The following is a 19,542-nucleotide window of genomic DNA, read 5'->3' as shown; positions in this document are numbered from 1 at the left end:
CAGGAAGTGAAACGATGAAGGAACTCCCTTATACCCCCAAGGCCGTGATCGGTCGGCGTGAGATGGTAACGCTACCGGAGATGGGCATGACGGTTTGCGCCAAGATCGACACCGGCGCTCGCACGTCAGCCCTGCATGCCGAGGATATCGAGATCGACGAGGAAGAGGGTCATCTGTGGGTCAGCTTTATCACTCGCAGCGGGGGCCAGGAGACGCCGCCCCATCACTTTCGCACACACCTGCATGACCGCCGCCGCGTGACCAGTTCCAATGGTCACAAGGAGTGGCGCTATGTGATACGCACCCCCCTGCAACTCGGCAAGCTCGAGATGATGGTGGAATTGACCCTGACCGATCGCCGTAATATGCGCCACCCAATGCTGCTGGGCCGCCGCGCCCTACGCCGCCTGCTGGTAGCGCCCGGTGTCACTTTTCTGCACGGCGAACCTTGACCCTACCCGCCAACTCGACTTCGGAGTCTTCGATGCATATCGCAATATTGTCACGCAATCGTAATCTCTACTCCACACGTCGCCTGGTGGAGGCCGCCGAACAACGTGGCCACAGCATCCGGGTCGTCGATACCCTGCGCTGCTACATGAGCATCGCTGCACACCACCCCTCGATCCACCTCAAGGGGCAGGAACTCGAACATTTCGATGCCGTGATTCCGCGTATCGGTGCGTCGGTGACCTTCTACGGCTGCGCCGTGCTGCGCCAATTCGAGATGATGGGCACCTATGTAGTCAACGACTCGGTTGGCATCACCCGCTCACGGGACAAGCTCCGCTCGCTCCAACTGCTCTCGCGCAAGGGCCTGGGGCTGCCGATCACCGGCTTTGCCCACTCGCCCGATGACATCCCCGACCTGATCACCATGGTCAAGGGCGCCCCGCTGGTGATCAAGTTGCTCGAAGGAACCCAGGGCATCGGCGTGGTACTCGCCGAGACCAATCAGGCCGCCGAGTCGGTGATCCAGGCCTTCATGGGGATGAAGGCCAACATCATGGTGCAGGAGTATATCAAGGAGGCGAAAGGCGCCGACATTCGCTGCTTCGTGATCGGCGACAAGGTGGTGGCCTCCATGAAGCGTCAGGCCGCCGAGGGTGAGTTTCGTTCCAACCTCCATCGCGGGGGCAGCGCCAGCGTGATTCGGATCACCCCCGAGGAGCGCTCCACGGCCATCCGTGCCGCCAAGGCAATGGGGTTGAGAGTTGCCGGTGTCGATCTGTTGCGTGCCAACCATGGGCCTGTGATCATGGAGGTCAATTCCTCGCCCGGATTGCAGGGCATTGAAACCGCAACCGGCAAGGACATCGCAGGCCTGATCATCGAGCATCTGGAAAAGCATGCCAGCACGCCCCGCAAGACCCCGGCCAAGCCAAAGGGTTGAATAGACAATTAATTAACCGGTGGGGGTGGCAAAAGGACGGCGAGACCCCCACAATCTGCGTCACCGGAGGAGGTGACCGCTCATGTTTCTCGACAATCGCCAAGTGGCGATGGACAGCGTTCTGGAAGCGCTGGCCGACAGCATCGATTATTTTCAGGACAACCTGGAGCGCCTGCGCCCGTCGCTGCGCGAAACCCTGAAGCCGCATTACGAGGCCAGGGTCAAGGCAATGCGCCAACTCCAGGAGCTTGCACGGCATCATCTGAAGATGTTGCCTCGAGATGCGGATGTCGAGCGCGACGACTACATGTGGCTATGGAGCCGGCTGAAAAGCTTCGTCGGTAACGAGAGTCAGGTCGTGATCGGCGAACTGCTGGAACAGGAGCGCGTGCTGATGCAGGCGCTTTCCACCCTCTTCACCCACCCCCTTCCCGATCCCCTCGAACCCATCGTCGAAGAGTGTTGGCAGCAATGCCGCGCCCTGATCCGCGAGCTCTACCGACTCCAGAAGCAGCGCCAACGCTAACGGCAAGTCGCCTGCGCTACTCCCCCGGCTCGTCACCGTCAGACCCGACCCCGTTGAGTGTCCCGTCAATCATGATGGCATTCCATATCTGCGGTGCGATCTCCAATGGCTCGACGGGACCCAGAAAATAGGGTTCCCGGCCCCAAAGATAGAGATCCCCCACGGTCGACGCCCTGGCCAGCCACTCCCTGACCTGCAGCCGCCACAATCCGGCCACCGGTCGTTCCGGGGCTGCACAGCCAACCGCTTCAACGCCCAGCGCATCGGCAATGAACAGCGCCCGGGGAAGATGCCAGGACTGGGTTACCAGCAGGGCCTGTTCGACGCCGAAAACATCCCGCGCCCGAGCCAGGGTGTCGAAGGTGCTGAAGCCCGCATAGTCGAGCGTCATGTCCTCATGACGCACGTGCTGCCCACGTAGATCGCGCCACATGGTAACGGGCTCATTGTAGTAGCGGGTCCGGTTGTCACCGGATAACAGAAGATGCTCTACCCTGCCCAGCCGTATCAGGCGGGAAGCGGCATTGATGCGCGCATCGAAGTGGGGATTGCGCACGCCGCTACGGGTCCAGTGCGACGTGCCGAAGACGATGCCGACCTGCTCGGGCCCGCAGAGTGGCAGGGAGTGCTGTATACGGGCCTGGGTCTGAGCCAGCACCCAGGCGTTGGCTCCCAGGAACAGCAGCGACGCCAGGAGCAACGCAGCCCCCAGCGCCATCAGCAGTATCTTGAAGACCTTCCACAACAGCGCAACCATCGATATCCCCGGGACGAAAATGGGGAAGCAGAAGTATCGAACAATTTAAGCGCATGAGTACCGCAACTTTGAGTCGCGCGGTGGCTAGAACATGCCCAGCTCGAGCTTCGCCTCGTCACTCATCATCTCACGGCTCCAGGGTGGATCGAAGACGATTTCGGTATGTACCTTGCTTATCTGCGGTGCGCCGAGGATCTTGTTGCGTGCATCGGCAGCGATGACGTCACCCATGCCGCAGCCCGGTGCGGTGAGGGTCATGCGAATGGTGACGAGCCTCTCGCCGGTGATCAAGCGCTCGATGCGACAGCCGTAGACCAGCCCCAGATCGACAATATTGACCGGGATCTCCGGGTCGAAGCAGGTGCGCAATTGATCCCAGACGAACTGTTCGATCTCTTCTTCCGTGGCATCCTCATGCAGTGTGGGTCGCGGCAGTGCCTCCAGCCCCAGCGCATCGAGGTTGGCCCCTTCGATCAGGTAGAGGCGGCCCTCATAGCCGACGCTGACTGAGCTGCCCTTGGCTTGCATTACGCTGACGACGCTGTCCTCGGGCAGGGTGATGGTCTTGCCGAAGGGAATGGAAATCGCCGCCACGTCACGCTGCAAGGGCAGCGTCTGCCCCCGCTCCAACCTTGCAATCTGTTCGATATCGCTCATGCTCAGCGCACCATCCCGATGACCCGCTCCAGGGCAGCCACGAAGGCGTCAACCTCTTCCAGGGTGTTGTACACCGCAAAGGAGGCCCGGCAGGTGGCATCGACACCGAAGCGTGCCAGCAGCGGCTGGGCACAGTGGTTACCGGTGCGGATTGCCACGCCCAATTGATCGATCAGCAGCGCAATATCCTGGGAGTGGGCACCATCGACGACGAAGGAGAGCACGCCGGCCTTGTCGGGGGCGGTGCCGAGCAGGCGCAGCCCATCGATACGCGAAACCCCCGCCGTGGCGCGTGCCAGCAGCTCTGCCTCCCAGGCACCGATACGGGCTAGCCCCACGTCGCTGACCCAGTCGAGGGCCACGCCAAGCGCGATGACTTCGGCAATGGCCGGGGTACCCGCCTCGAACTTGTGGGGAATCTCGGCGAAGGTAGTCGGCACATCGAAGGAGACGCTCTTGATCATCTCGCCGCCGCCCTGCCAGGGTGGCATCGCCTCCAGTAGCTCAGCCTTGCCGTAGAGTACGCCTGCACCGGTGGGGCCGTAGACCTTGTGGCCCGAAAAGGCGTAGAAGTCGGCATCGATCTCGCGCACGTCCACCGTCTGATGCGGCGTCGCCTGGGCACCGTCGATGAGAATCCTGGCGCCATGTTCATGGGCGATGGTTGCCATTTCACGCACCGGGTTGATGGTGCCGAAGGCATTGGAAACGTGGTTGACCGCCACCAGCCGGGTACGCTCGGAAAATAGCGCCCGGTAGGCGTCGATATCAAGCACGCCACGCTCGTCCACCGGGATAACCTTGACAACGATCCCTAGCTGGCTGGCCAGAAGCTGCCAGGGCACGATGTTGGAGTGATGCTCGAGCAGCGACACCAGCACCTCGTCACCCGGCTTGAAGTTGGCCCGGCCCCAGCTGTTGGCCACCAGGTTGATCGCTTCGGTGGTTCCGCGGGTGAAGATGATCTCGCGCCGATCGGCCGCATTGAGAAAGGCCCGCACCGTTTCGCGGGTGCCCTCGTAGGCCGCCGTGGCCTCGTCGGCCAGGGTATGCAGCCCGCGGTGGATATTGGCGTTGTAGCGGCTGTAGTAGTCGCGGAAGGTATCGATGACGCACAAGGGCGTCTGGCTGGTGGCGGCGTTGTCGAAGTAGATCAGCGGCTTGCCATGCACCTGTCGCTCGAGAATCGGAAATTGCGCACGGATCCCGGCCACATCCAGGGACGGGGTCTCGAGCACGCGATCGGTGGCCAGGTGGTTCATCATTGACTCCTCGACTCAGTCGTCATGCAGCGATATGGCGGCTTCCACCAGACCGGAAAGGTTGAAGCGCTCCGGAAGCTTGCCGGCTACCGCCAGTTCGACTCGCTCGGCAACGGCCGCCAACTCCACCAGATCCATCACTTCGCCGGCGAAGGCGAGGGTCAGCAAGCCCCGGGCCGTCTGCTCGTCAATGCCACGGGTACGCAGAGCAAACACGGCCTCTTCGTCGAGCTGGCCGGTGGTGGAACCGTGTGAACACTTGACGTCGTCGGCGTAGATCTCGAGCTCGGGCTTGGTATCGATCTCAGCCCGATCGGAGAGCAGCAGATTGGCGTTGCTCTGGAAACCCTCGATCTTCTGGCTGTCGCGCTTGACCACCACCTTGCCGTTGAACACACCGCGGGCACGATCGTCCAGAATCCCCTTGTAGTTCTCGTTGGAGAAGGTGCGCGGGGCATTGTGGTTGGCCAGGGTGTGATTGTCGATGTGCTGGCGACCCTGACCGTAGAACAGCCCGTAGAAGTTGGCCTCGGCCCCTTCGCCGTTGAGTTCGCTGATCAGGTCGTTGCGCACCAGCCCACCGCCCAGGTTCAGGTTGAACGAGGTGTAGCGGCTGTCGCGGTTCTGTTCGACGTGGATGCTGGCCACGTGGAGATCGGAAAGCGGCGCCTCCTGAAGCTTGTAGTGAGTCAGGATCGCCCCGCGGTCGAGCATCAGCTCGGCCACCAGATTGGTGAAGTTGGCCGCCTCGCTCTCACCGACGTGATGCTCGATTACCGTGGCCTGGCTTCGGGCTCCGGCCTCGACCAAGACCCGCGGATGGCTCATTACCGGCTGCGCATTGGCGCGGGACAGAAACTGCAGAAGGATCGGCTTTTCCACCACGCTGCCCGGGGCCAGGCGCACCACGGCGCCCTCCTCCATGAAGGCGGTATTGAGGGCCGAGAAAGGCGAGAACTCCACCCCGGTCAAGCGCCCCAGGGGACCGCCCACGGCTTCGTGATTCTCGGCCAGCGCCCGGGACAGCGGCAGCACAGCGACCCCGGCCGGCAGCTCGCCAAGATCGGAGAGTGCCGCGGAGAATACGCCATCGACGAAGGTGAGCCGGTGCGCCGAGATGGGCAGCGTCAGCGCTGCCGCCGAGGCAGGCGAGAAATCGGCACTGTCGGTCAGGGCAAAGTCGCCCCGGGCGATGGCACGCACATCGGTATACTTCCACGCCTCGACACGACGATGGGGAAAGCCCATCGCCTCGAAGCGCGCGGCACCCGCCTGGCGCCGAGCGGCGATCCAGGTCGGCTCCGGCCCATGTACCTGGCGCCGGGCTTCGGTGCGCTCGGCCAGGCGATCGAGAAAGGTCTGAACATCGCTCATGCAGCGGACTCCTCCACCACCCAGTCATAGCCACGCGACTCGAGCTCATGGGCCAGTTCCTTGCCGCCGCTCTTGGCGATGCGGCCATCGACCAGCACATGGACATGATCGGGAATGATGTAGTCGAGCAGGCGCTGGTAGTGGGTCACCAGCAGGATACCGCGGTCGGCGGCGCGAAGGCTGTTGACCCCATCGGCGACGATCCGCATGGCATCGATATCGAGGCCGGAGTCGATCTCGTCGAGCATGGCCAGCTTGGGCTGCAAGACCAGCATCTGCAGGATCTCGTTACGCTTCTTCTCCCCGCCGGAGAAGCCCTCGTTGACGGCACGCTGCAGGAAGCTGGCGTCCATCTTCATCTCGGCGATCTTCTCCTTGATCAGCTTCATGAACTCCGGTGCCGGCATGTCGCCCAGCCCGTTTGCCGCCCGCTGGGCATTGAGCGCCGCCTTGAGCAGATAGATGTTCTTGACGCCGGGGATCTCCACCGGGTACTGGAAGCCGAGCAGCATGCCGGCCAGGGCCCGCTCCTCGATCTCCATCTCGAGCACGTCCTGGCCTTCGAAGGTGATGGTACCACTGGTCACCTCATAGCCATCCTTGCCGGCTATCACTGCCGACAGGGTCGACTTGCCGGCCCCGTTGGGGCCCATGATGGCGTGAACCTCACCGGCATTGACGGTCAGGCTGAGGCCCTTGAGGATTTCCTTCCCTTCCACCGTGACGTGCAGATCCTTGACTTCGAGCATCTTGATACCTTTTCGATTCTGGCGAGCCGCCGCGGCGACCCGATAAAAGTGTCTTTCCATCGCCCTTGAAGCGCATCATGAGCGAGCGCAATAGCGCCTAGCCCACGGCGCCTTCGAGGGTCACGTTCAGCAGCGCCTCGGCCTCCACCGCGAATTCCATCGGCAGCTCCTGGAAGACGTCCTTGCAGAAGCCGTTGACGATCATGCTCACCGCATCCTCCTCGGAGATGCCCCGGCTCTGGCAGTAGAACAGCTGGTCCTCGCCGATCTTAGAGGTGGTCGCCTCGTGCTCGACGGTCGCGCTGCTGTTGCCGATCTCCTGGTAGGGGAAGGTGTGCGCCCCGCACTGGTCGCCGATCAGCAGCGAGTCGCACTGGGTGAAGTTGCGCGCACCCTTGGCCCTGGGGCCGATCTTGACCAGCCCACGGTAGGACTGGTTGCTGCGGCCGGCGGAGATGCCCTTGGAGACGATGTAGGAGCGGGTCCCCTCGCCGATATGGATCATCTTGGTGCCGGTGTCGGCCTGCTGCCGGCCATTGGTCACTGCCACCGAGTAGAACTCGCCGATGCTGTCCTTTCCACGCAGCACGCAGGAGGGATACTTCCAGGTGATGGCGGAGCCGGTCTCGACCTGGGTCCAGCTGATGCGCGAACGGTCGCCGCGGCAGTCGCCGCGCTTGGTCACGAAGTTGTAGATGCCACCCTTGCCGTCCTCGTCGCCCGGGTACCAGTTCTGCACCGTGGAGTACTTGATGTAGGCGTCCTCGAGGGCCACCAGCTCGACCACGGCGGCGTGGAGCTGGTTCTCGTCACGCTGCGGCGCGGTACAGCCTTCCAGGTAGGAGACCTGGGCGCGGCTCTCGCAGATGATCAACGTGCGCTCGAACTGGCCGGTATTGGCGGCATTGATGCGGAAATAGGTGGAGAGCTCCATCGGGCAGGTCACTCCTTCCGGCACGAAGACGAAGGAGCCGTCGGTGAAGACTGCCGAGTTGAGCGCGGCGAAGTAGTTGTCGGCCACCGGCACTACCGTGCCCAGGTACTGCTTGATCAGCTCCGGGTAGTCGCGGATCGCCTCCGAGATGGAGCAGAAGATCACGCCCGCCTCGCCCAGCTTCTCCTTGAAGGTGGTAGTCACCGACACCGAGTCGAATACCGCATCCACCGCCACGCCGGCCAGCGCCGCACGCTCGTGCAGCGGAATGCCCAGCTTCTCGTAGGTCTCCAGCAGCTTGGGGTCGACCTCATCAAGGCTCTGCGGACGGTCTTCCGGGCGCTTCGGCGCACTGAAGTAGGAGATCGCCTGGTAGTCAATGGCCGGATAGTCGAGGTGTGCCCAGGAGGGCGGCGTCATCTTCAGCCATTGATGGTAGGCCTTGAGGCGCCACTCCAGCATCCACTCCGGCTCCCCCTTCTTCTGGGAAATGAAGGCGATGGTGCCTTCATCGAGCCCCGGCGGGATAGTGTCGCTCTCGATATCCGTGACGAAGCCTTCCTTGTATTCGCGACGGACAAGCTGTTCCATTTCCTGACTTGCCATGATGGTTCCCCTCCCGGGCGGTTGGGTCGGCGAGCAGCGAGCCCGCACGGGTAAATGTTGGCTTGCGCGTCTCAGGCCGAGTCGGCGGCCAGACTGATGCTCTGTATGGGCAGCTGTACCGGCAGCTTGATTGGCGAAGAGTCGGCAAGGTGCGCGAGTGTCACGCTGTCGAGCAGGGTGCGTACCGCCAGCGAGACCCGCTGCCAGTTGTCGGACACACCACAGGTGGCGAGCAGTTCGCAGTCGCCATCCACATGGCTGCATTCGGTCATCGCCACCGGCCCCTCGATGGCAGTGATGATGTCGCGGGCAGTGATACGCGACGCCGGCCGCGCCAGGGAATAGCCGCCCTGCGCGCCGCGGCGGGATTCCAGCAACCCGGCCCGGACCAGCATCTTCAATGTCTTGCTCACGGTCGGATGAGGCAGTTGCACCGCCTCGGCCAGCTCAGCCGCTGCGTGGGGCTGCTCCGGGTGACGGGCGATCTGCGCCATCACCACCGCGGCATAGTCGGTCAGCCGAGAAAGCTTGAGCATGCCTGACTCCTAACGATTCGCCGCCAAGCCCTGTACGAGCTTCGCATTCGATTGAGGACCATTTTAGTCCTGTATGGATTCGATGTGAAGTCCCCTCTGGCCATTTGGCCATGGCTAGCGCCACGATACCGGCAAGATCGATGCCGATAGCATAAAAAACAACAATCATTCTCATTAAAACGAAACGCCGCAGGCGTGCTGCACCACATCATCGAAAGCAATGCGCGAGCGCATCAAGGGCTATTTCCATTCGCCTGCTAGACTCAAACAAGCACACAACAAAGATACAAAACGTCTACGCGAGCCCCTCCAGGGAGATCCTCATGAAACCATGTGGAACAGTGACGAAATCGACCGCAGGATTGGCCAGCCTTGGCGGCGGCCTGCTGGCAGGGTTGATACTGGCGCTGCCGGCCCAGGCAGCGGAAGATCAGATCGTCATTGGAACGGCCAGCTCAACCGGCGTCTACCACATTACGGGCCAGGCTTTTTGTCGCCTGCTTGAAGGCCCATGTCATGCCCGCCCGTCGGAAGGTTCTGTCGCCAATCTGCGCGATATCCGTCGTGGTGAAGTGCCGATCGCACTGGCCCAGTCGGACCAGCAGTACTACGCCGTGGAGGGTCGGGAAGGCTTCGCAGACGCCGGCCCGGATGACACGCTTCGCGCTCTTTTTTCAGTACATAGCGAACCCTTTACCCTGGTGGTACGCCGGGAGTCCGGCATTCAAGGCTTCGACGACCTGGAGCAGCGTGCGGTCAACATTGGCAACCCCGGTTCCGGGCAGCGGGCCACCATGCTGCAGCTGATGGCCGCCAGGGGCTGGACACTGGACAATTTCGCCCTGGTCAATGAGCTGCCCGCCGATCAGCAGTCGCTGGAACTGTGTCATGGCAATATCGATGCCATGGTCTACACCGTGGGGCATCCGGACCTAAGCATTCGCCAGGCCGTGGATCTCTGCAACGCCGCCGTGGTCGGCGTCGAGGGGGATTTCGTCGCGTCCCTGGTAGACGAGGCACCCTACTACAGCCTGGCCGAAATCCCCGCCGGACTCTACTACGACGACCAGCCGGAAGTGCAGACCTTCGGCGTCCGCGCCACCGTCGTGGCCAGCGAAGCCACCGATCCGGATCAGGTCTATACCCTGGTCGCTGCCGTGTTCGACAATTTTGAGCGTTTCACTGACTTTCATCCCGCCTATGCGGTTCTCGAACCCGAACGGATGATCAAGGATGGTCTCTCGGCACCGCTTCATGAAGGCGCCCTGCGCTACTACCGCGAGCGTGGCTGGATCGAGGAAGCATCCAACGGCGAAGACAAGGACGCAGCCGAGGAGGCGGAGACCAACGCTGCGACGGACTAGCAGCCTAGGCGTTGCCCGAAAAGTCGGCGAGCGAAGGCCAGGGCCGTTCCCTACGGGCCAACGCACTTCCCACTTCTCTGTGGGTCGCAAGGCAAAATCGGCGTGAAGACGGACAGGGCTCGCGTGCGAGTTTACGGGGTGTAAATGAGTACTTTGAGCCGATTTTTTTCACGTCTGGCCGAGCGCAGCCAGTTTTCGGACTGAGCCTAGCGCTTATACCTTCTTGACGAACACAGACTTCCACTTCATCGATCCGATGCCATCGACCTCTAGACCACAAAGGAGTAGCCGGCGGTGTGGGCCAACTCCACTGGCGAACATGGGCAATATTACCCAGAATCAAAGGGACTATTAGCCGCCCAAGCCAAGAAATAACGGAATGTTACATTGATGAGGCATGGCCATGCGCACCTTGAAACTCGACCGCATCGACCGCCTGCTGCTGGAAGCCCTGCAGCAGGACGCCCGCCTGACTACCGCGGAGCTGGCGGAGCGTGTCAACCTATCGCCCTCCCCCTGTGCCAGACGTATTCGACGACTCGAGCAGGACAACCTGATCACACGCTACCGCGCCGAACTGGATAAGGAACGACTGGGGCTCGATCTCACCATATTCGTCCAGGTACGCCTCAGCCAACATCAAGACTCACTGGTCGAACAATTCGAAGCTGCGGTCAGCGAGATGCCAGAAATCATTAATTGTCATACCATTTCCGGGGCCTTTGATTATCTGCTTCAGGTGGTCACCGCCGACCTGCGCGGCTACGAACGCTGGGTACGGCGACTACAGAAGCTGCCCATGGTCAGCAGCGTGGACAGCAGCTTCGCCATACGCGCTGTCAAGGAGAACGGTGCGCTGCCCCTGCCAGCGGGCTGAAAGCTGCAATCTCGAAAGGAGGCAATGATGTCGTTCGGCTGTGTCACCGTCTTCGGCGGCACCGGCTTTCTCGGCAGCCACGTGGTCCGTGAGCTGGCGGACGCCGGTCGGACGGTACGCATCGCCGCCCGTCGGCCCGCCCTGCCCGACTGGGCGGAACCCGGCGATCCGCTGGAGCTCGTAAGCGTCGATATTCGCAGCAAGGCCGATATCGCCAAGGCGCTGGAAGGGGCCGATAGCGTGGTGAATGCGGTCAGTCTCTATGTGGAAAGTCGTAGCACACGCTTCCAGACCATTCACGTGGAGGCCGCCGGGCAACTGGCGCAGCTTGCCCATGAGGCAGGCATCCAGCGGCTGGTACAGCTTTCGGGCATCGGGGCCGACCCGGCCTCGCGCTCGGCCTATGTCCGTGCGCGAGGCCGTGGCGAAACGGCAGTTGTCACGGCGCTTCCCAAGGCAATCATCCTGCGGCCCAGCGTCATGTTCGGCCCCGATGACGCCTTCCTGTCGGCCCTGGCGGGCTTGACGAGGCTGCCGGTCATTCCCCTGTTCGGCCATGGCGAGACGCGCCTGCAGCCGGTTCATGTGGTGGACGTGGCCCGCGCCATCGGCAGGCTGCTGGGCAGCGACCCGCCCGAGCGACGCCTCTTCGAACTCGGCGGCCCCGATATCATTCGCTACCGGGAAGCGGTGGAACTGGTCATGCGCGAACTGTCGCGGGAACGGCCTCTGCTTCCCATCCCCTTCCCGCTGTGGCAGCTGCTGGCGCTCATGGCCTCCCCCCTGCCCAATCCACCGCTGACCCGCGACCAGGTGGTCTTGATGACCCAGGACAATGTCGCAAACGACGCCATTGGCAGCTTCGATGACCTGGGCATACTGCCACGCTCGCTACGAGACAGCCTCCCACTATGTTTAGCGGTTGATGCGGTTTGACCCTACCCTGCCCGCTCAGCCGTCGTCGTCGGCATCGGAATAGAAGTCCAGGTCTTCCAGCCGCCCCAGAACGGCCGTGGCGATGTTGGCGAGATGTGCTGCGACACGCTTGTAATGCCGCGCCAGCAGTGAGTAGGCCACCGCCTCGTGAAACGCGATATGGTGCTCGTCGCGAAACAGCTCCTCGATCAGGCGGTCACTGCGCTGACGCACTTCCACCGCCTTGGTGAGCGCCTGGCGGGCCTGCTTTTCGTCGGAATTCCGCGTCGCCTTGATCACCTTGTCGAACATGTCACCCATCTCGAGCGCCATGTTGTCGAGGGGCTCCTGGTACTTGGGCACATGGAAGCCTTCGGTGTAGAAATGCCCCACCTCGAAGACATTCTTGCAGTAGTCGCCAATGCGCTCGGCATCCTTGGCCACGCTCATCAAGGCCAGGCAAATGGCGACATCATGCCCCGGATTGACGGTCAGGTGACGCAACACCTTGCGGCGAATCGAGCGCTCCAGCTCGTTGATCGCCTGGTCACGGTCATAGAGCGGCTGACGCACCTCATCGGCCGACGCCTGACTGTGCAGCACTTCATTGGCGCGGTCGAACATCCAGGCGCCATGCTTGAGCATCTGGGTCAGATCCTCGAAGGCCAGATTGAGCGTGTTTTCCGAGGTCAGGGCGCTGTAAAGCTGTCGAAACATGGTAGAAATCTCCTGAGGCGCCGCGCTCAGCGCAGGCTCGTGAACAGTTCGGTGGCGCCGATTCCCAGCAGCGGTATCACCAGGAATACGCCGATCAGGAAGACGAAGGCGTAACGGGTCTGGCGGGCGGCCAGCCGGCCATACCAGGTGGCAATCCGCAGCGGGATATAGCGCAGCGGGTACCAGACGGCGGTGCCGGTCAGGTTGAAGATGACATGAAACAGGGCCACGGTCATCGCGGCAGCCACAGGGTTCGCCGTGGCCGCCAGCACGCTGGTCACCGTGGTGCCCAGGTTGGCACCCATCATGAAGGGCAACACGCGGCGCAGGCGAACGACCCCGGCGCCTGCCAGCGGCACCATCAGGCTGCTGGTGATGGTGCTGGACTGGACCAGTACAGTGGAGACCAGGCCGACACCGTAGGCACGCACATCGCTGCGAAAGAAGTAGGTGCGGAACAGGCCATCCATGTGACGTAGCAGGGCGCCTCGCAGGTTCTGCACCATGAAGATCAGCGCAGCGAACATCAGCAGCATGCCAAGACCGGCCACCACCAGCCCCTGGGCAGCCGGGGTGGTCGTCAGCAAGGAGGCGACACCGTTCGCACCATCGACCACCGGCGCGGTGATCACCTTGACCGGGCTGTCAGGGCGAGCCACCTCCTCCATTCCGATCAGGTCGGCCAGCCAGCCGGCCAGCCGGGTAAAGATCCCCCTGCCAGCTTCGTGGAAGAACCCGCTGATGAACTCCAGGGGAAAGACGATCGCCACGGTCAGGATATTGAAGAAGTCATGCATTAATGCCGCCGTGAACGAGCGGCGGAAATTGCGCTTGATCCGCACGTTGGCCAACGCCACGATCACCCCGGTGACCGCCGTCCCGATATTGGCCCCCATGATGGCGAACACCGCCGTGCCCAGCGTCATCTCGCCGCTGGCGACCAGCGTCACGATCAGCGCCGAGGTGAAGGATGAGCTCTGCACGATCATGGTGACCAGAACGCCGGCCAGCAGAGCGATGAAGGGGTTCTCGCCGTAGGCGAAGAGCTGGGTCAGGAAGTCGCTGGCCCGGCCGAACGTTCCCAGCCCCGAGCCGAGTACGTTGAGTGCCGCCAGGAAAAAGTAGAGGCAGAGACCGGCATAGATGCCGCGCAGCCAGGCCGGTACCTCACGGATATCCTCGCGGGTGAGAGCCGCTCGGTTCGTGTCGGGCGAAGAGGAATCTGGTTTCGACATGAAAAGGCCGTTGAGAGGTTACACGTTCAGGATGACGGGTGTGTGACACCCACGTTACTGTCCGCGCACGGTAACCGGGACATGTGACAGTTTCATGACAGCCAGGCATATCGCCTCGCCGACATGGGTCCACCTTCCGGTACGGCGCGCTATTCCCCGATGTCTTCGTTCCAGAGGTCGGGCGATGCCTCGATGAAAGCGGACATCATGTCGATGCAGGCCTGCGACTGCAGCACCTCGACAACGACGCCCCGAGAACGCAGCAGCGCCTCCTCACCCATGAAGGTCCGATTCTCGCCAACGACCACCCGGGGAATGCCGTAGAGCAGGATGGCGCCGCTGCACATCGGGCAGGGTGACAGCGTCGTATAGAGCACGCAATCCCGATACACTGAGGCTGGCTGGCGCCCCGCATTCTCCAGGGCATCCATCTCGCCATGCAACACCGTGCTGCCCGACTGCACCCGCCGGTTATGGCCTCGCCCCAGGATGCGTCCACGGTAGACCAGTACCGAGCCGATGGGGATACCCCCTTCCGCCAGGCCCCGGCGGGCTTCATCCAGGGCAGCTTGCATATACTTGTCCATGGAAGGCTGACTCCAAGTCCATGAGATGGGAAAACGCCGGTCGCCGCGTGACCATAGCAAAACAGCGGCAACTCTGCGCGATGACCGGCCGGCGAAGCGGGAAGCGGAGAGTGTAGCAACCTGCCGGCCGGGCTCATCCAAACGACGAAATGGCACAGGGAGATCCAAGATGTCAGACCAGACCACCGCAGCTCGAATCCTGGTATTCGCCGGAAGCACCCGGGAAGCGTCCTTCAACAAGCGGCTGGCCCGCCTGGGTGCCCGCCGCCTGGACGCGCTGGGCGCCCAGGCCACCTTCATCGACCTGCGCGACTATCCAATGCCGCTCTACCAGGGTGACCTGGAGGCCGAACATGGCCTGCCCGAAAACGCGCTGGCCCTGCGCAAGCTGCTGGCCGAGCATCGGGGCCTGCTGATCGCCTCCCCGGAGTACAACGGCTTCATTACCCCATTGATGAAGAACACCATCGACTGGATCTCACGTCCCCATGAAGGCGAGAGCGGCCTCAAGCTGTTCGCGGGCCGGGTCGCTGCGCTGCTCGCAGCCTCGCCCGGTGGACTGGGCGGCATGCGCCAGCTGCTGAGCAATGTCGGGGTGACGGTACTCCCGGACCAGCTGGCCGTAGCCAAGGCGGGTGACGCCTTCGATGACCACGGCGCCCTGACCGACGAGAGCCACCAGCAGAAATTGGACGCCATCTGCCAGCGGCTCGCCGAAACAACGAAGCTGTTCGACCGGGCATGAGCGAGACCGCGCGAAGCCCTGGCAAAGCCAGCAGCAGCTACTCCCAGCGCCAGCCGTGCCGCTGCCACCACGCCAGCGCTATTTCACGGTTCTCGCGGTTGGTGCTCTCCGTCAGCACCGTACCCAGTTGGATGTAGTCGCCGCCGGTTTCCGCCATGAGCGCGGAATCCTGGGTGGCCAGCTGTAGCGCGTAGAGCACCAGCATCAACTCATAGGCATCGGTAGTGTCGATCAGGCCGAACAGCAGCGGCACCGCCGGCTCACCGATCTGTCCAAGCCGCTCCGCGGCGATGTACCAGACCCGCGGGTGCTCGTCGCCCCCATAGGTGTCGATGAAGCGCCGATCCGCCAGCCGGCTTACGTAGTAATGCGCCTCATCCTCCTCGGTGGCGAACAGGGCCGGCAGCCAGTAGCGATCTTCCCTTGCCGTGCCGCTTGGCGGCGGTTCGGCTTGGGAGGAAGGCGGCGGTGCCTCCGCCTGTGGTAGCGCCGCCTCATCCGCCGGTGGCGGCTCGGAACGCCCGGCACAGCCAGCGGCCAACAGCGCGGTCAGCAAGCCCAGGCCGGCGGAAAGCGTGCGAATTGACATAATGCCCCTTCTCCCTACGTTCGGCATGTCATTGCCGGTAACTTACAAGCCGGCCACCGCCCCTCCCTGCCGGTAAAAGAGGGACTAAACCAGCCGGATTCTATCGCGGTCGCGGCAAGCCGCACAGCACTTCACGGACACTCACGAGCGCTTGCCGTTACACAGGGCTGTCACAGAAGGTTCATCAAACCCCCGGCTTTTGTCACCGAAGTGTCATCCGCTCTCCCTATAGTCGCAGCCATCGGTCATCGCGAATGTGATCGAGATTCCAAGCTGGATGCCAGCGCTGCGAAATAGTGGAGAGAGAAAAATGAAACTGAAGGTAATGGCTGCTGCCGTCATCGGCGCCTCGTTCATTTCGATGCCTGTCCTGGCGGATGTCGATCCCGATCTGCCCGACTACGAGACCGTCAGCGGTATCTCCGGCAACATGACCAGCATCGGCTCCGATACCCTCAACAACCTGATGACCCTGTGGGCCGAAGAGTTCGCTGGCTACTACCCCAACGTCAACATCCAGATTCAGGGCGCCGGCTCCGGCACCGCGCCGACCGCGTTGACCGAGGGCACCGCCCAGTTCGGCCCCATGAGCCGCGAGATGCGCACTTCCGAGATCCAGTCCTTCGAGGAGCGCTTCGGTTATCCGCCGACCATGGTACCGGTGGCCATCGACGCCCTGGCGGTCTACGTCAACCAGGACAACCCGATAGAGAGCCTGACCATCCCCCAGATCGATGCGATCTTCTCCGATACCCGCCGCTGCGGCTATGACGAGGACATCACCCGCTGGGGTCAGCTGGGGCTGGACGGCGCCTGGGAGAACCGCGACTTCACCCTGTACAGCCGCAATGCCGTTTCCGGCACCTACGGCTTCTTCGCCGAGAACGCCCTTTGCGGCGGCGACTTCAAGGCCTCGATCAACGAGCAGCCGGGCTCCGCCTCGGTGGTGCAGGGCGTCAGCGAGTCGGTCAACGGCATCGGCTACTCCGGCATCGGCTACATCACCTCCCAGGTGCGTGCGGTGCCGGTAGCACGTGACGAAGGTGAAGAAGCCTTTACCGTGGACAACGAGAACTATCCGCTGGCGCGCTACCTGATGGTCTACGTCAACAAGCACCCCAACGAAGACCTGGATCCGCAGCAGGCCGAGTTCCTGCGCATGATCCTGTCGCGTCAGGGCCAGGAAGTCACCAACCGTGACGGCTACATCCCGCTGCCCGAGGCGGTTGCCAGTCGCGTGCGCGGTGAGCTGGGCCTCGACTGATCCGAGTGATCGAGCGGGCCATACAAGGGGCGCTTCGGCGCCCCTTTCGCATGCATGAGGGCAGCACTGTCACGGATCTGTCATCTACGCCCCTTACGCTTGCCCTACCTTTCGCACTCCCCGGGACTGCCAATCCATCATGAATGACATTTCCCAGTCACCACAACGTCGTCAAATCGCCCCTGGCGGGCAGCGCTCGCTGCTGCCCTCACCCGAGCAGCGCGAGCGGCTGCGCAAGCGGCGCGCCTTCAAGGATCACTTGTCACGCTACGGCATCGGCATTGCTGGGATCGGCGTGGTCGCCGCCCTGGCGATGATCTTCGTCTATCTATTCTCCGAAGTGGCGCCGCTGTTCCGTTCCGCCACGGTCGACCCCCAGGCCAGCTACAGCGTGCCGGGTGTCGACGCCGACGACGAACTGGTGCACCTGAGCCTGGAGCGCTATAACCAGCTGGGTACCAGCTTCTCCCAGCTTGGTAACGTCACCTTCTTCGAGACCGAGGACGGTGCCATCCGCACCCAGTTCGAGCTGCCAATCCCGGAGCAGGCGACGACCACGGCGGTGGCTACCGCCGTCGCCAATGCCAATGCGGTGGCCTACGGTTTCGATAACGGTCAGGTGTCGCTCGGGGTACTGGAGTACGAGCTCTCCTATCCCGATAACCTGCGTCATATCGAGCCCGACCTGGCCCTGCCGCTGGGCGATGAACCCATCACCCTCGATGAGGCCGGGCGCGCCATCGAGGTGCTCGGCGTGCAGGTCAGCGATCGCGGCACCTATATTGCCGCTGCCACCGAAGACGGCGAGCTGCTGCTGGCCTCGTTTCAGCGGCGCGAGAACCTGATGACCGGCGAGGTCAGCATCGAGCAGGACACGGTCACGCTGCCGGCCTTCGACGGCGAGCCGCGCCAGATCCTCATCGACGGTCGCTTCCGCCATCTCTACGTGGGCGATGACGGTGGCCGGATCCACCACTACGACATCGGTAACCTGGACAATGTCGACTACCTGGGTGCCGTACAGGTCACCGACCAGGGCCAGGTCACCAGGATGGCCTATCTCAACGGCACGGTGTCGATCATTGCCGGGACCAGCGACGGCCAGGTGCGTCAATATTTTCCGGTGCGCCAGAGCGGCGGGCAGCACAGCCTCGAGCACATCCGCGACTTCGCCCGCTACCAGGGCGCCATTACCCATATCGAGCCGGAGTACAACCGCCACGGGTTCCTGGTCGGCGACGACCAGGGCTACCTTGGTATCCACCACACCACCGCTGGGCAGGATGTCTTTCAGGCCCGCATGACCGAGGGGCCGCTGAGCCGGATCGCGGTCTCGCCGGTGAATACCATGGCGCTGATCGTCGATGACCAACGCCAGCTGCAGCGCGCCGAGGTGGCAAATCGCCACCCGGACATCTCGCTGTCGTCGCTGTGGGGCAAGGTCTGGTACGAAGGACGCAGCGAGCCGCGCTATATCTGGCAGTCCACCGCCTCCACCGATGCCTTCGAGCCCAAGATGAGCCTGATGCCGCTCACCGTCGGCACCCTCAAGGCGGCCTTCTACGCCATGCTGTTCGCCACCCCGCTGGCGCTGATGGGAGCGGTCTATACCGCCTACTTCATGACCCCCAAGCTGCGCGGCAAGGTCAAGCCGACCATCGAGATCATGGAGGCACTGCCGACGGTGATCCTCGGGTTCCTCGCCGGCCTGTGGCTGGCGCCCTTCATCGAGGGCAGCCTGCCCGCGGTGTTCAGCGTGCTGCTGCTGATGCCGCTGGCGATGCTGGCCTTCGCCTACGCCTGGAGCCGACTGCCGGAGGGTATTCGCCGGCTCGCGCCGGAGGGCTGGGAAGCGGCGCTGCTGGTGCCGGTGATCCTGCTGGTGGGCTGGTTCTGCGTGGCCATGAGCCCGCACCTGGAGATCTGGCTGTTCGACGGCAACATGCGCCAGTGGTTGACCGACATCGGCATCGTCTACGACCAGCGCAACGCCCTGGTGGTAGGCATCGCCATGGGCTTTGCGGTGATCCCGACGATCTTCTCGATCGCCGAGGATGCGGTGTTCAACGTGCCGCGCCACCTGACCCAAGGCTCGCTGGCGCTGGGCGCCACCCGCTGGCAGACGGTGCTGGGCGTGGTGCTTCCCACCGCCAGCCCCGGGATGTTTTCGGCGGTGATGATGGGCTTCGGCCGCGCCGTGGGCGAGACCATGATCGTGCTGATGGCCACCGGCAACAGCCCGATCATGAACTTCAATATCTTCGAGGGCATGCGCACCCTGTCGGCGAATATCGCCGTCGAACTGACCGAAACCGCGGTGGGCTCGAGCCACTTCCGGGTGCTGTTCCTCGCCGCCCTGGTCCTGCTGGCCATGACCTTCGTGGTCAACACCCTGGCCGAGATCATTCGCCAGCGCCTGCGCAAGCGCTACAGCAGCCTCTAATTCCAGGAGTCG

20 protein-coding genes are annotated in these 19,542 nt (G+C 63.0%); 9 read left to right on the top strand and 11 right to left on the bottom strand.

Features of this window, described 5'->3' with window-relative positions; all coding sequences use genetic code 11:
* The first annotated feature begins 14 nt into the window (after positions 1-14).
* The 3 genes from KZO25_RS01285 (at position 15) to KZO25_RS01275 (ending at position 1,919) form a co-directional block, all read left to right on the top strand.
* Positions 15-452, top strand: coding sequence for an ATP-dependent zinc protease (locus tag KZO25_RS01285; RefSeq protein WP_223135584.1), 438 nt, complete (start codon positions 15-17; stop codon positions 450-452).
* A gap of 32 nt (positions 453-484) precedes the next feature.
* Entirely contained in the window at positions 485-1,393 is a 909-nt protein-coding gene (gene rimK, locus KZO25_RS01280) for a 30S ribosomal protein S6--L-glutamate ligase (protein WP_066451324.1), read from the top strand.
* A gap of 82 nt (positions 1,394-1,475) precedes the next feature.
* A complete protein-coding gene (locus tag KZO25_RS01275; protein WP_066451320.1) occupies positions 1,476-1,919 on the top strand; it encodes a hypothetical protein in 444 nt (147 codons plus the stop codon).
* A gap of 16 nt (positions 1,920-1,935) precedes the next feature.
* Here KZO25_RS01275 and KZO25_RS01270 read toward each other — a convergent pair whose 3' ends face one another.
* From KZO25_RS01270 to KZO25_RS01240, 7 genes are all read right to left on the bottom strand, one after another.
* On the bottom strand, positions 1,936-2,676 hold the full coding sequence (locus KZO25_RS01270) for a vancomycin high temperature exclusion protein (RefSeq protein WP_066451317.1): 741 nt from the start codon (positions 2,674-2,676) through the stop codon (positions 1,936-1,938).
* 84 nt (positions 2,677-2,760) lie between these two features.
* Complete coding sequence (gene sufT, locus KZO25_RS01265; protein WP_066451314.1) at positions 2,761-3,333, bottom strand: putative Fe-S cluster assembly protein SufT; 573 nt, start codon at positions 3,331-3,333, stop codon at positions 2,761-2,763.
* 2 nt (positions 3,334-3,335) lie between these two features.
* Positions 3,336-4,595, bottom strand: a complete 1,260-nt coding sequence (locus KZO25_RS01260; protein ID WP_066451312.1) for an aminotransferase class V-fold PLP-dependent enzyme — start codon at positions 4,593-4,595, stop codon at positions 3,336-3,338.
* Positions 4,596-4,610: 15 nt separating this feature from the next.
* Complete coding sequence (gene sufD / locus KZO25_RS01255; RefSeq protein ID WP_066451310.1) at positions 4,611-5,969, bottom strand: Fe-S cluster assembly protein SufD; 1,359 nt, start codon at positions 5,967-5,969, stop codon at positions 4,611-4,613.
* A complete protein-coding gene (gene sufC / locus KZO25_RS01250) occupies positions 5,966-6,718 on the bottom strand; it encodes a Fe-S cluster assembly ATPase SufC (RefSeq protein ID WP_066452397.1) in 753 nt (250 codons plus the stop codon). The genes sufD and sufC overlap by 4 nt, the downstream gene beginning before the upstream one ends.
* Before the next feature lie 97 nt (positions 6,719-6,815).
* Positions 6,816-8,258 carry a Fe-S cluster assembly protein SufB gene (sufB, locus tag KZO25_RS01245; RefSeq protein ID WP_043512194.1) on the bottom strand — a complete coding sequence of 481 codons (1,443 nt, stop codon included), beginning with the start codon at positions 8,256-8,258 and terminating at the stop codon, positions 6,816-6,818.
* A 71-nt stretch (positions 8,259-8,329) separates the two neighbouring features.
* Positions 8,330-8,794 carry an SUF system Fe-S cluster assembly regulator gene (locus KZO25_RS01240; protein WP_066451309.1) on the bottom strand — a complete coding sequence of 155 codons (465 nt, stop codon included), beginning with the start codon at positions 8,792-8,794 and terminating at the stop codon, positions 8,330-8,332.
* Positions 8,795-9,117: 323 nt separating this feature from the next.
* Between KZO25_RS01240 and KZO25_RS01235 the strand changes: the two genes are divergently transcribed.
* The 3 genes from KZO25_RS01235 (at position 9,118) to KZO25_RS01225 (ending at position 11,971) form a co-directional block, all read left to right on the top strand.
* The gene (locus KZO25_RS01235) at positions 9,118-10,158 is read left to right on the top strand and encodes a TAXI family TRAP transporter solute-binding subunit (RefSeq protein ID WP_223135583.1); all 1,041 of its coding nucleotides are present in this window, start codon (positions 9,118-9,120) and stop codon (positions 10,156-10,158) included.
* Between the two features lie 403 nt (positions 10,159-10,561).
* A complete protein-coding gene (locus KZO25_RS01230; RefSeq protein ID WP_083517746.1) occupies positions 10,562-11,035 on the top strand; it encodes an Lrp/AsnC family transcriptional regulator in 474 nt (157 codons plus the stop codon).
* A 27-nt stretch (positions 11,036-11,062) separates the two neighbouring features.
* Positions 11,063-11,971 (top strand): complex I NDUFA9 subunit family protein, encoded by a 909-nt coding sequence (locus tag KZO25_RS01225; protein WP_262488782.1) that lies wholly within the window; start codon positions 11,063-11,065, stop codon positions 11,969-11,971.
* Between the two features lie 15 nt (positions 11,972-11,986).
* Here KZO25_RS01225 and KZO25_RS01220 read toward each other — a convergent pair whose 3' ends face one another.
* The 3 genes from KZO25_RS01220 to KZO25_RS01210 form a co-directional block, all read right to left on the bottom strand.
* A complete protein-coding gene (locus KZO25_RS01220) occupies positions 11,987-12,667 on the bottom strand; it encodes a phosphate signaling complex PhoU family protein (protein ID WP_066451298.1) in 681 nt (226 codons plus the stop codon).
* A gap of 26 nt (positions 12,668-12,693) precedes the next feature.
* Positions 12,694-13,902 carry a Na/Pi symporter gene (locus KZO25_RS01215; protein ID WP_262488781.1) on the bottom strand — a complete coding sequence of 403 codons (1,209 nt, stop codon included), beginning with the start codon at positions 13,900-13,902 and terminating at the stop codon, positions 12,694-12,696.
* 149 nt (positions 13,903-14,051) lie between these two features.
* Positions 14,052-14,489, bottom strand: coding sequence for a nucleoside deaminase (locus tag KZO25_RS01210; RefSeq protein ID WP_223135581.1), 438 nt, complete (start codon positions 14,487-14,489; stop codon positions 14,052-14,054).
* A 169-nt stretch (positions 14,490-14,658) separates the two neighbouring features.
* Between KZO25_RS01210 and KZO25_RS01205 the strand changes: the two genes are divergently transcribed.
* Positions 14,659-15,234, top strand: coding sequence for an NADPH-dependent FMN reductase (locus tag KZO25_RS01205; protein WP_223135580.1), 576 nt, complete (start codon positions 14,659-14,661; stop codon positions 15,232-15,234).
* A 37-nt stretch (positions 15,235-15,271) separates the two neighbouring features.
* On the opposite strand, the gene KZO25_RS01200 is transcribed toward KZO25_RS01205, so the two are convergent.
* The gene (locus tag KZO25_RS01200) at positions 15,272-15,823 is read right to left on the bottom strand and encodes a hypothetical protein (RefSeq protein ID WP_223135579.1); all 552 of its coding nucleotides are present in this window, start codon (positions 15,821-15,823) and stop codon (positions 15,272-15,274) included.
* A gap of 310 nt (positions 15,824-16,133) precedes the next feature.
* Between KZO25_RS01200 and KZO25_RS01195 the strand changes: the two genes are divergently transcribed.
* Both KZO25_RS01195 and KZO25_RS01190 read left to right on the top strand, forming a co-directional pair.
* Entirely contained in the window at positions 16,134-17,087 is a 954-nt protein-coding gene (locus KZO25_RS01195) for a PstS family phosphate ABC transporter substrate-binding protein (protein WP_066451280.1), read from the top strand.
* A gap of 139 nt (positions 17,088-17,226) precedes the next feature.
* Positions 17,227-19,530 carry an ABC transporter permease subunit gene (locus KZO25_RS01190; protein WP_223135578.1) on the top strand — a complete coding sequence of 768 codons (2,304 nt, stop codon included), beginning with the start codon at positions 17,227-17,229 and terminating at the stop codon, positions 19,528-19,530.
* Positions 19,531-19,542 lie beyond the last annotated feature (12 nt).

It is taken from the genome of Halomonas sp. ANAO-440 (assembly GCF_019915905.1).
Taxonomy (GTDB): domain Bacteria; phylum Pseudomonadota; class Gammaproteobacteria; order Pseudomonadales; family Halomonadaceae; genus Halomonas; species Halomonas chromatireducens.
The sequence above is the reverse complement of the archived record's forward strand: the minus strand, read 5'-3'. Positions and strand labels throughout refer to the sequence as shown.

Excerpts from the sequence above, each read along its gene's own strand:
- KZO25_RS01285 (WP_223135584.1), top strand. The coding sequence starts at position 15 with ATGAAGGAACTCCCTTATACCCCCAAGGCCGTGATCGGTCGGCGTGAG.
- rimK (WP_066451324.1), top strand. The coding sequence starts at position 485 with ATGCATATCGCAATATTGTCACGCAATCGTAATCTCTACTCCACACGT.
- KZO25_RS01275 (WP_066451320.1), top strand. The coding sequence starts at position 1,476 with ATGTTTCTCGACAATCGCCAAGTGGCGATGGACAGCGTTCTGGAAGCG.
- KZO25_RS01270 (WP_066451317.1), bottom strand. The coding sequence starts at position 2,676 with ATGGTTGCGCTGTTGTGGAAGGTCTTCAAGATACTGCTGATGGCGCTG.
- sufT (WP_066451314.1), bottom strand. The coding sequence starts at position 3,333 with ATGAGCGATATCGAACAGATTGCAAGGTTGGAGCGGGGGCAGACGCTG.
- KZO25_RS01260 (WP_066451312.1), bottom strand. The coding sequence starts at position 4,595 with ATGAACCACCTGGCCACCGATCGCGTGCTCGAGACCCCGTCCCTGGAT.
- sufD (WP_066451310.1), bottom strand. The coding sequence starts at position 5,969 with ATGAGCGATGTTCAGACCTTTCTCGATCGCCTGGCCGAGCGCACCGAA.
- sufC (WP_066452397.1), bottom strand. The coding sequence starts at position 6,718 with ATGCTCGAAGTCAAGGATCTGCACGTCACGGTGGAAGGGAAGGAAATC.
- sufB (WP_043512194.1), bottom strand. The coding sequence starts at position 8,258 with ATGGCAAGTCAGGAAATGGAACAGCTTGTCCGTCGCGAATACAAGGAA.
- KZO25_RS01240 (WP_066451309.1), bottom strand. The coding sequence starts at position 8,794 with ATGCTCAAGCTTTCTCGGCTGACCGACTATGCCGCGGTGGTGATGGCG.
- KZO25_RS01235 (WP_223135583.1), top strand. The coding sequence starts at position 9,118 with ATGAAACCATGTGGAACAGTGACGAAATCGACCGCAGGATTGGCCAGC.
- KZO25_RS01230 (WP_083517746.1), top strand. The coding sequence starts at position 10,562 with ATGCGCACCTTGAAACTCGACCGCATCGACCGCCTGCTGCTGGAAGCC.
- KZO25_RS01225 (WP_262488782.1), top strand. The coding sequence starts at position 11,063 with ATGTCGTTCGGCTGTGTCACCGTCTTCGGCGGCACCGGCTTTCTCGGC.
- KZO25_RS01220 (WP_066451298.1), bottom strand. The coding sequence starts at position 12,667 with ATGTTTCGACAGCTTTACAGCGCCCTGACCTCGGAAAACACGCTCAAT.
- KZO25_RS01215 (WP_262488781.1), bottom strand. The coding sequence starts at position 13,902 with ATGTCGAAACCAGATTCCTCTTCGCCCGACACGAACCGAGCGGCTCTC.
- KZO25_RS01210 (WP_223135581.1), bottom strand. The coding sequence starts at position 14,489 with ATGGACAAGTATATGCAAGCTGCCCTGGATGAAGCCCGCCGGGGCCTG.
- KZO25_RS01205 (WP_223135580.1), top strand. The coding sequence starts at position 14,659 with ATGTCAGACCAGACCACCGCAGCTCGAATCCTGGTATTCGCCGGAAGC.
- KZO25_RS01200 (WP_223135579.1), bottom strand. The coding sequence starts at position 15,823 with ATGTCAATTCGCACGCTTTCCGCCGGCCTGGGCTTGCTGACCGCGCTG.
- KZO25_RS01195 (WP_066451280.1), top strand. The coding sequence starts at position 16,134 with ATGAAACTGAAGGTAATGGCTGCTGCCGTCATCGGCGCCTCGTTCATT.
- KZO25_RS01190 (WP_223135578.1), top strand. The coding sequence starts at position 17,227 with ATGAATGACATTTCCCAGTCACCACAACGTCGTCAAATCGCCCCTGGC.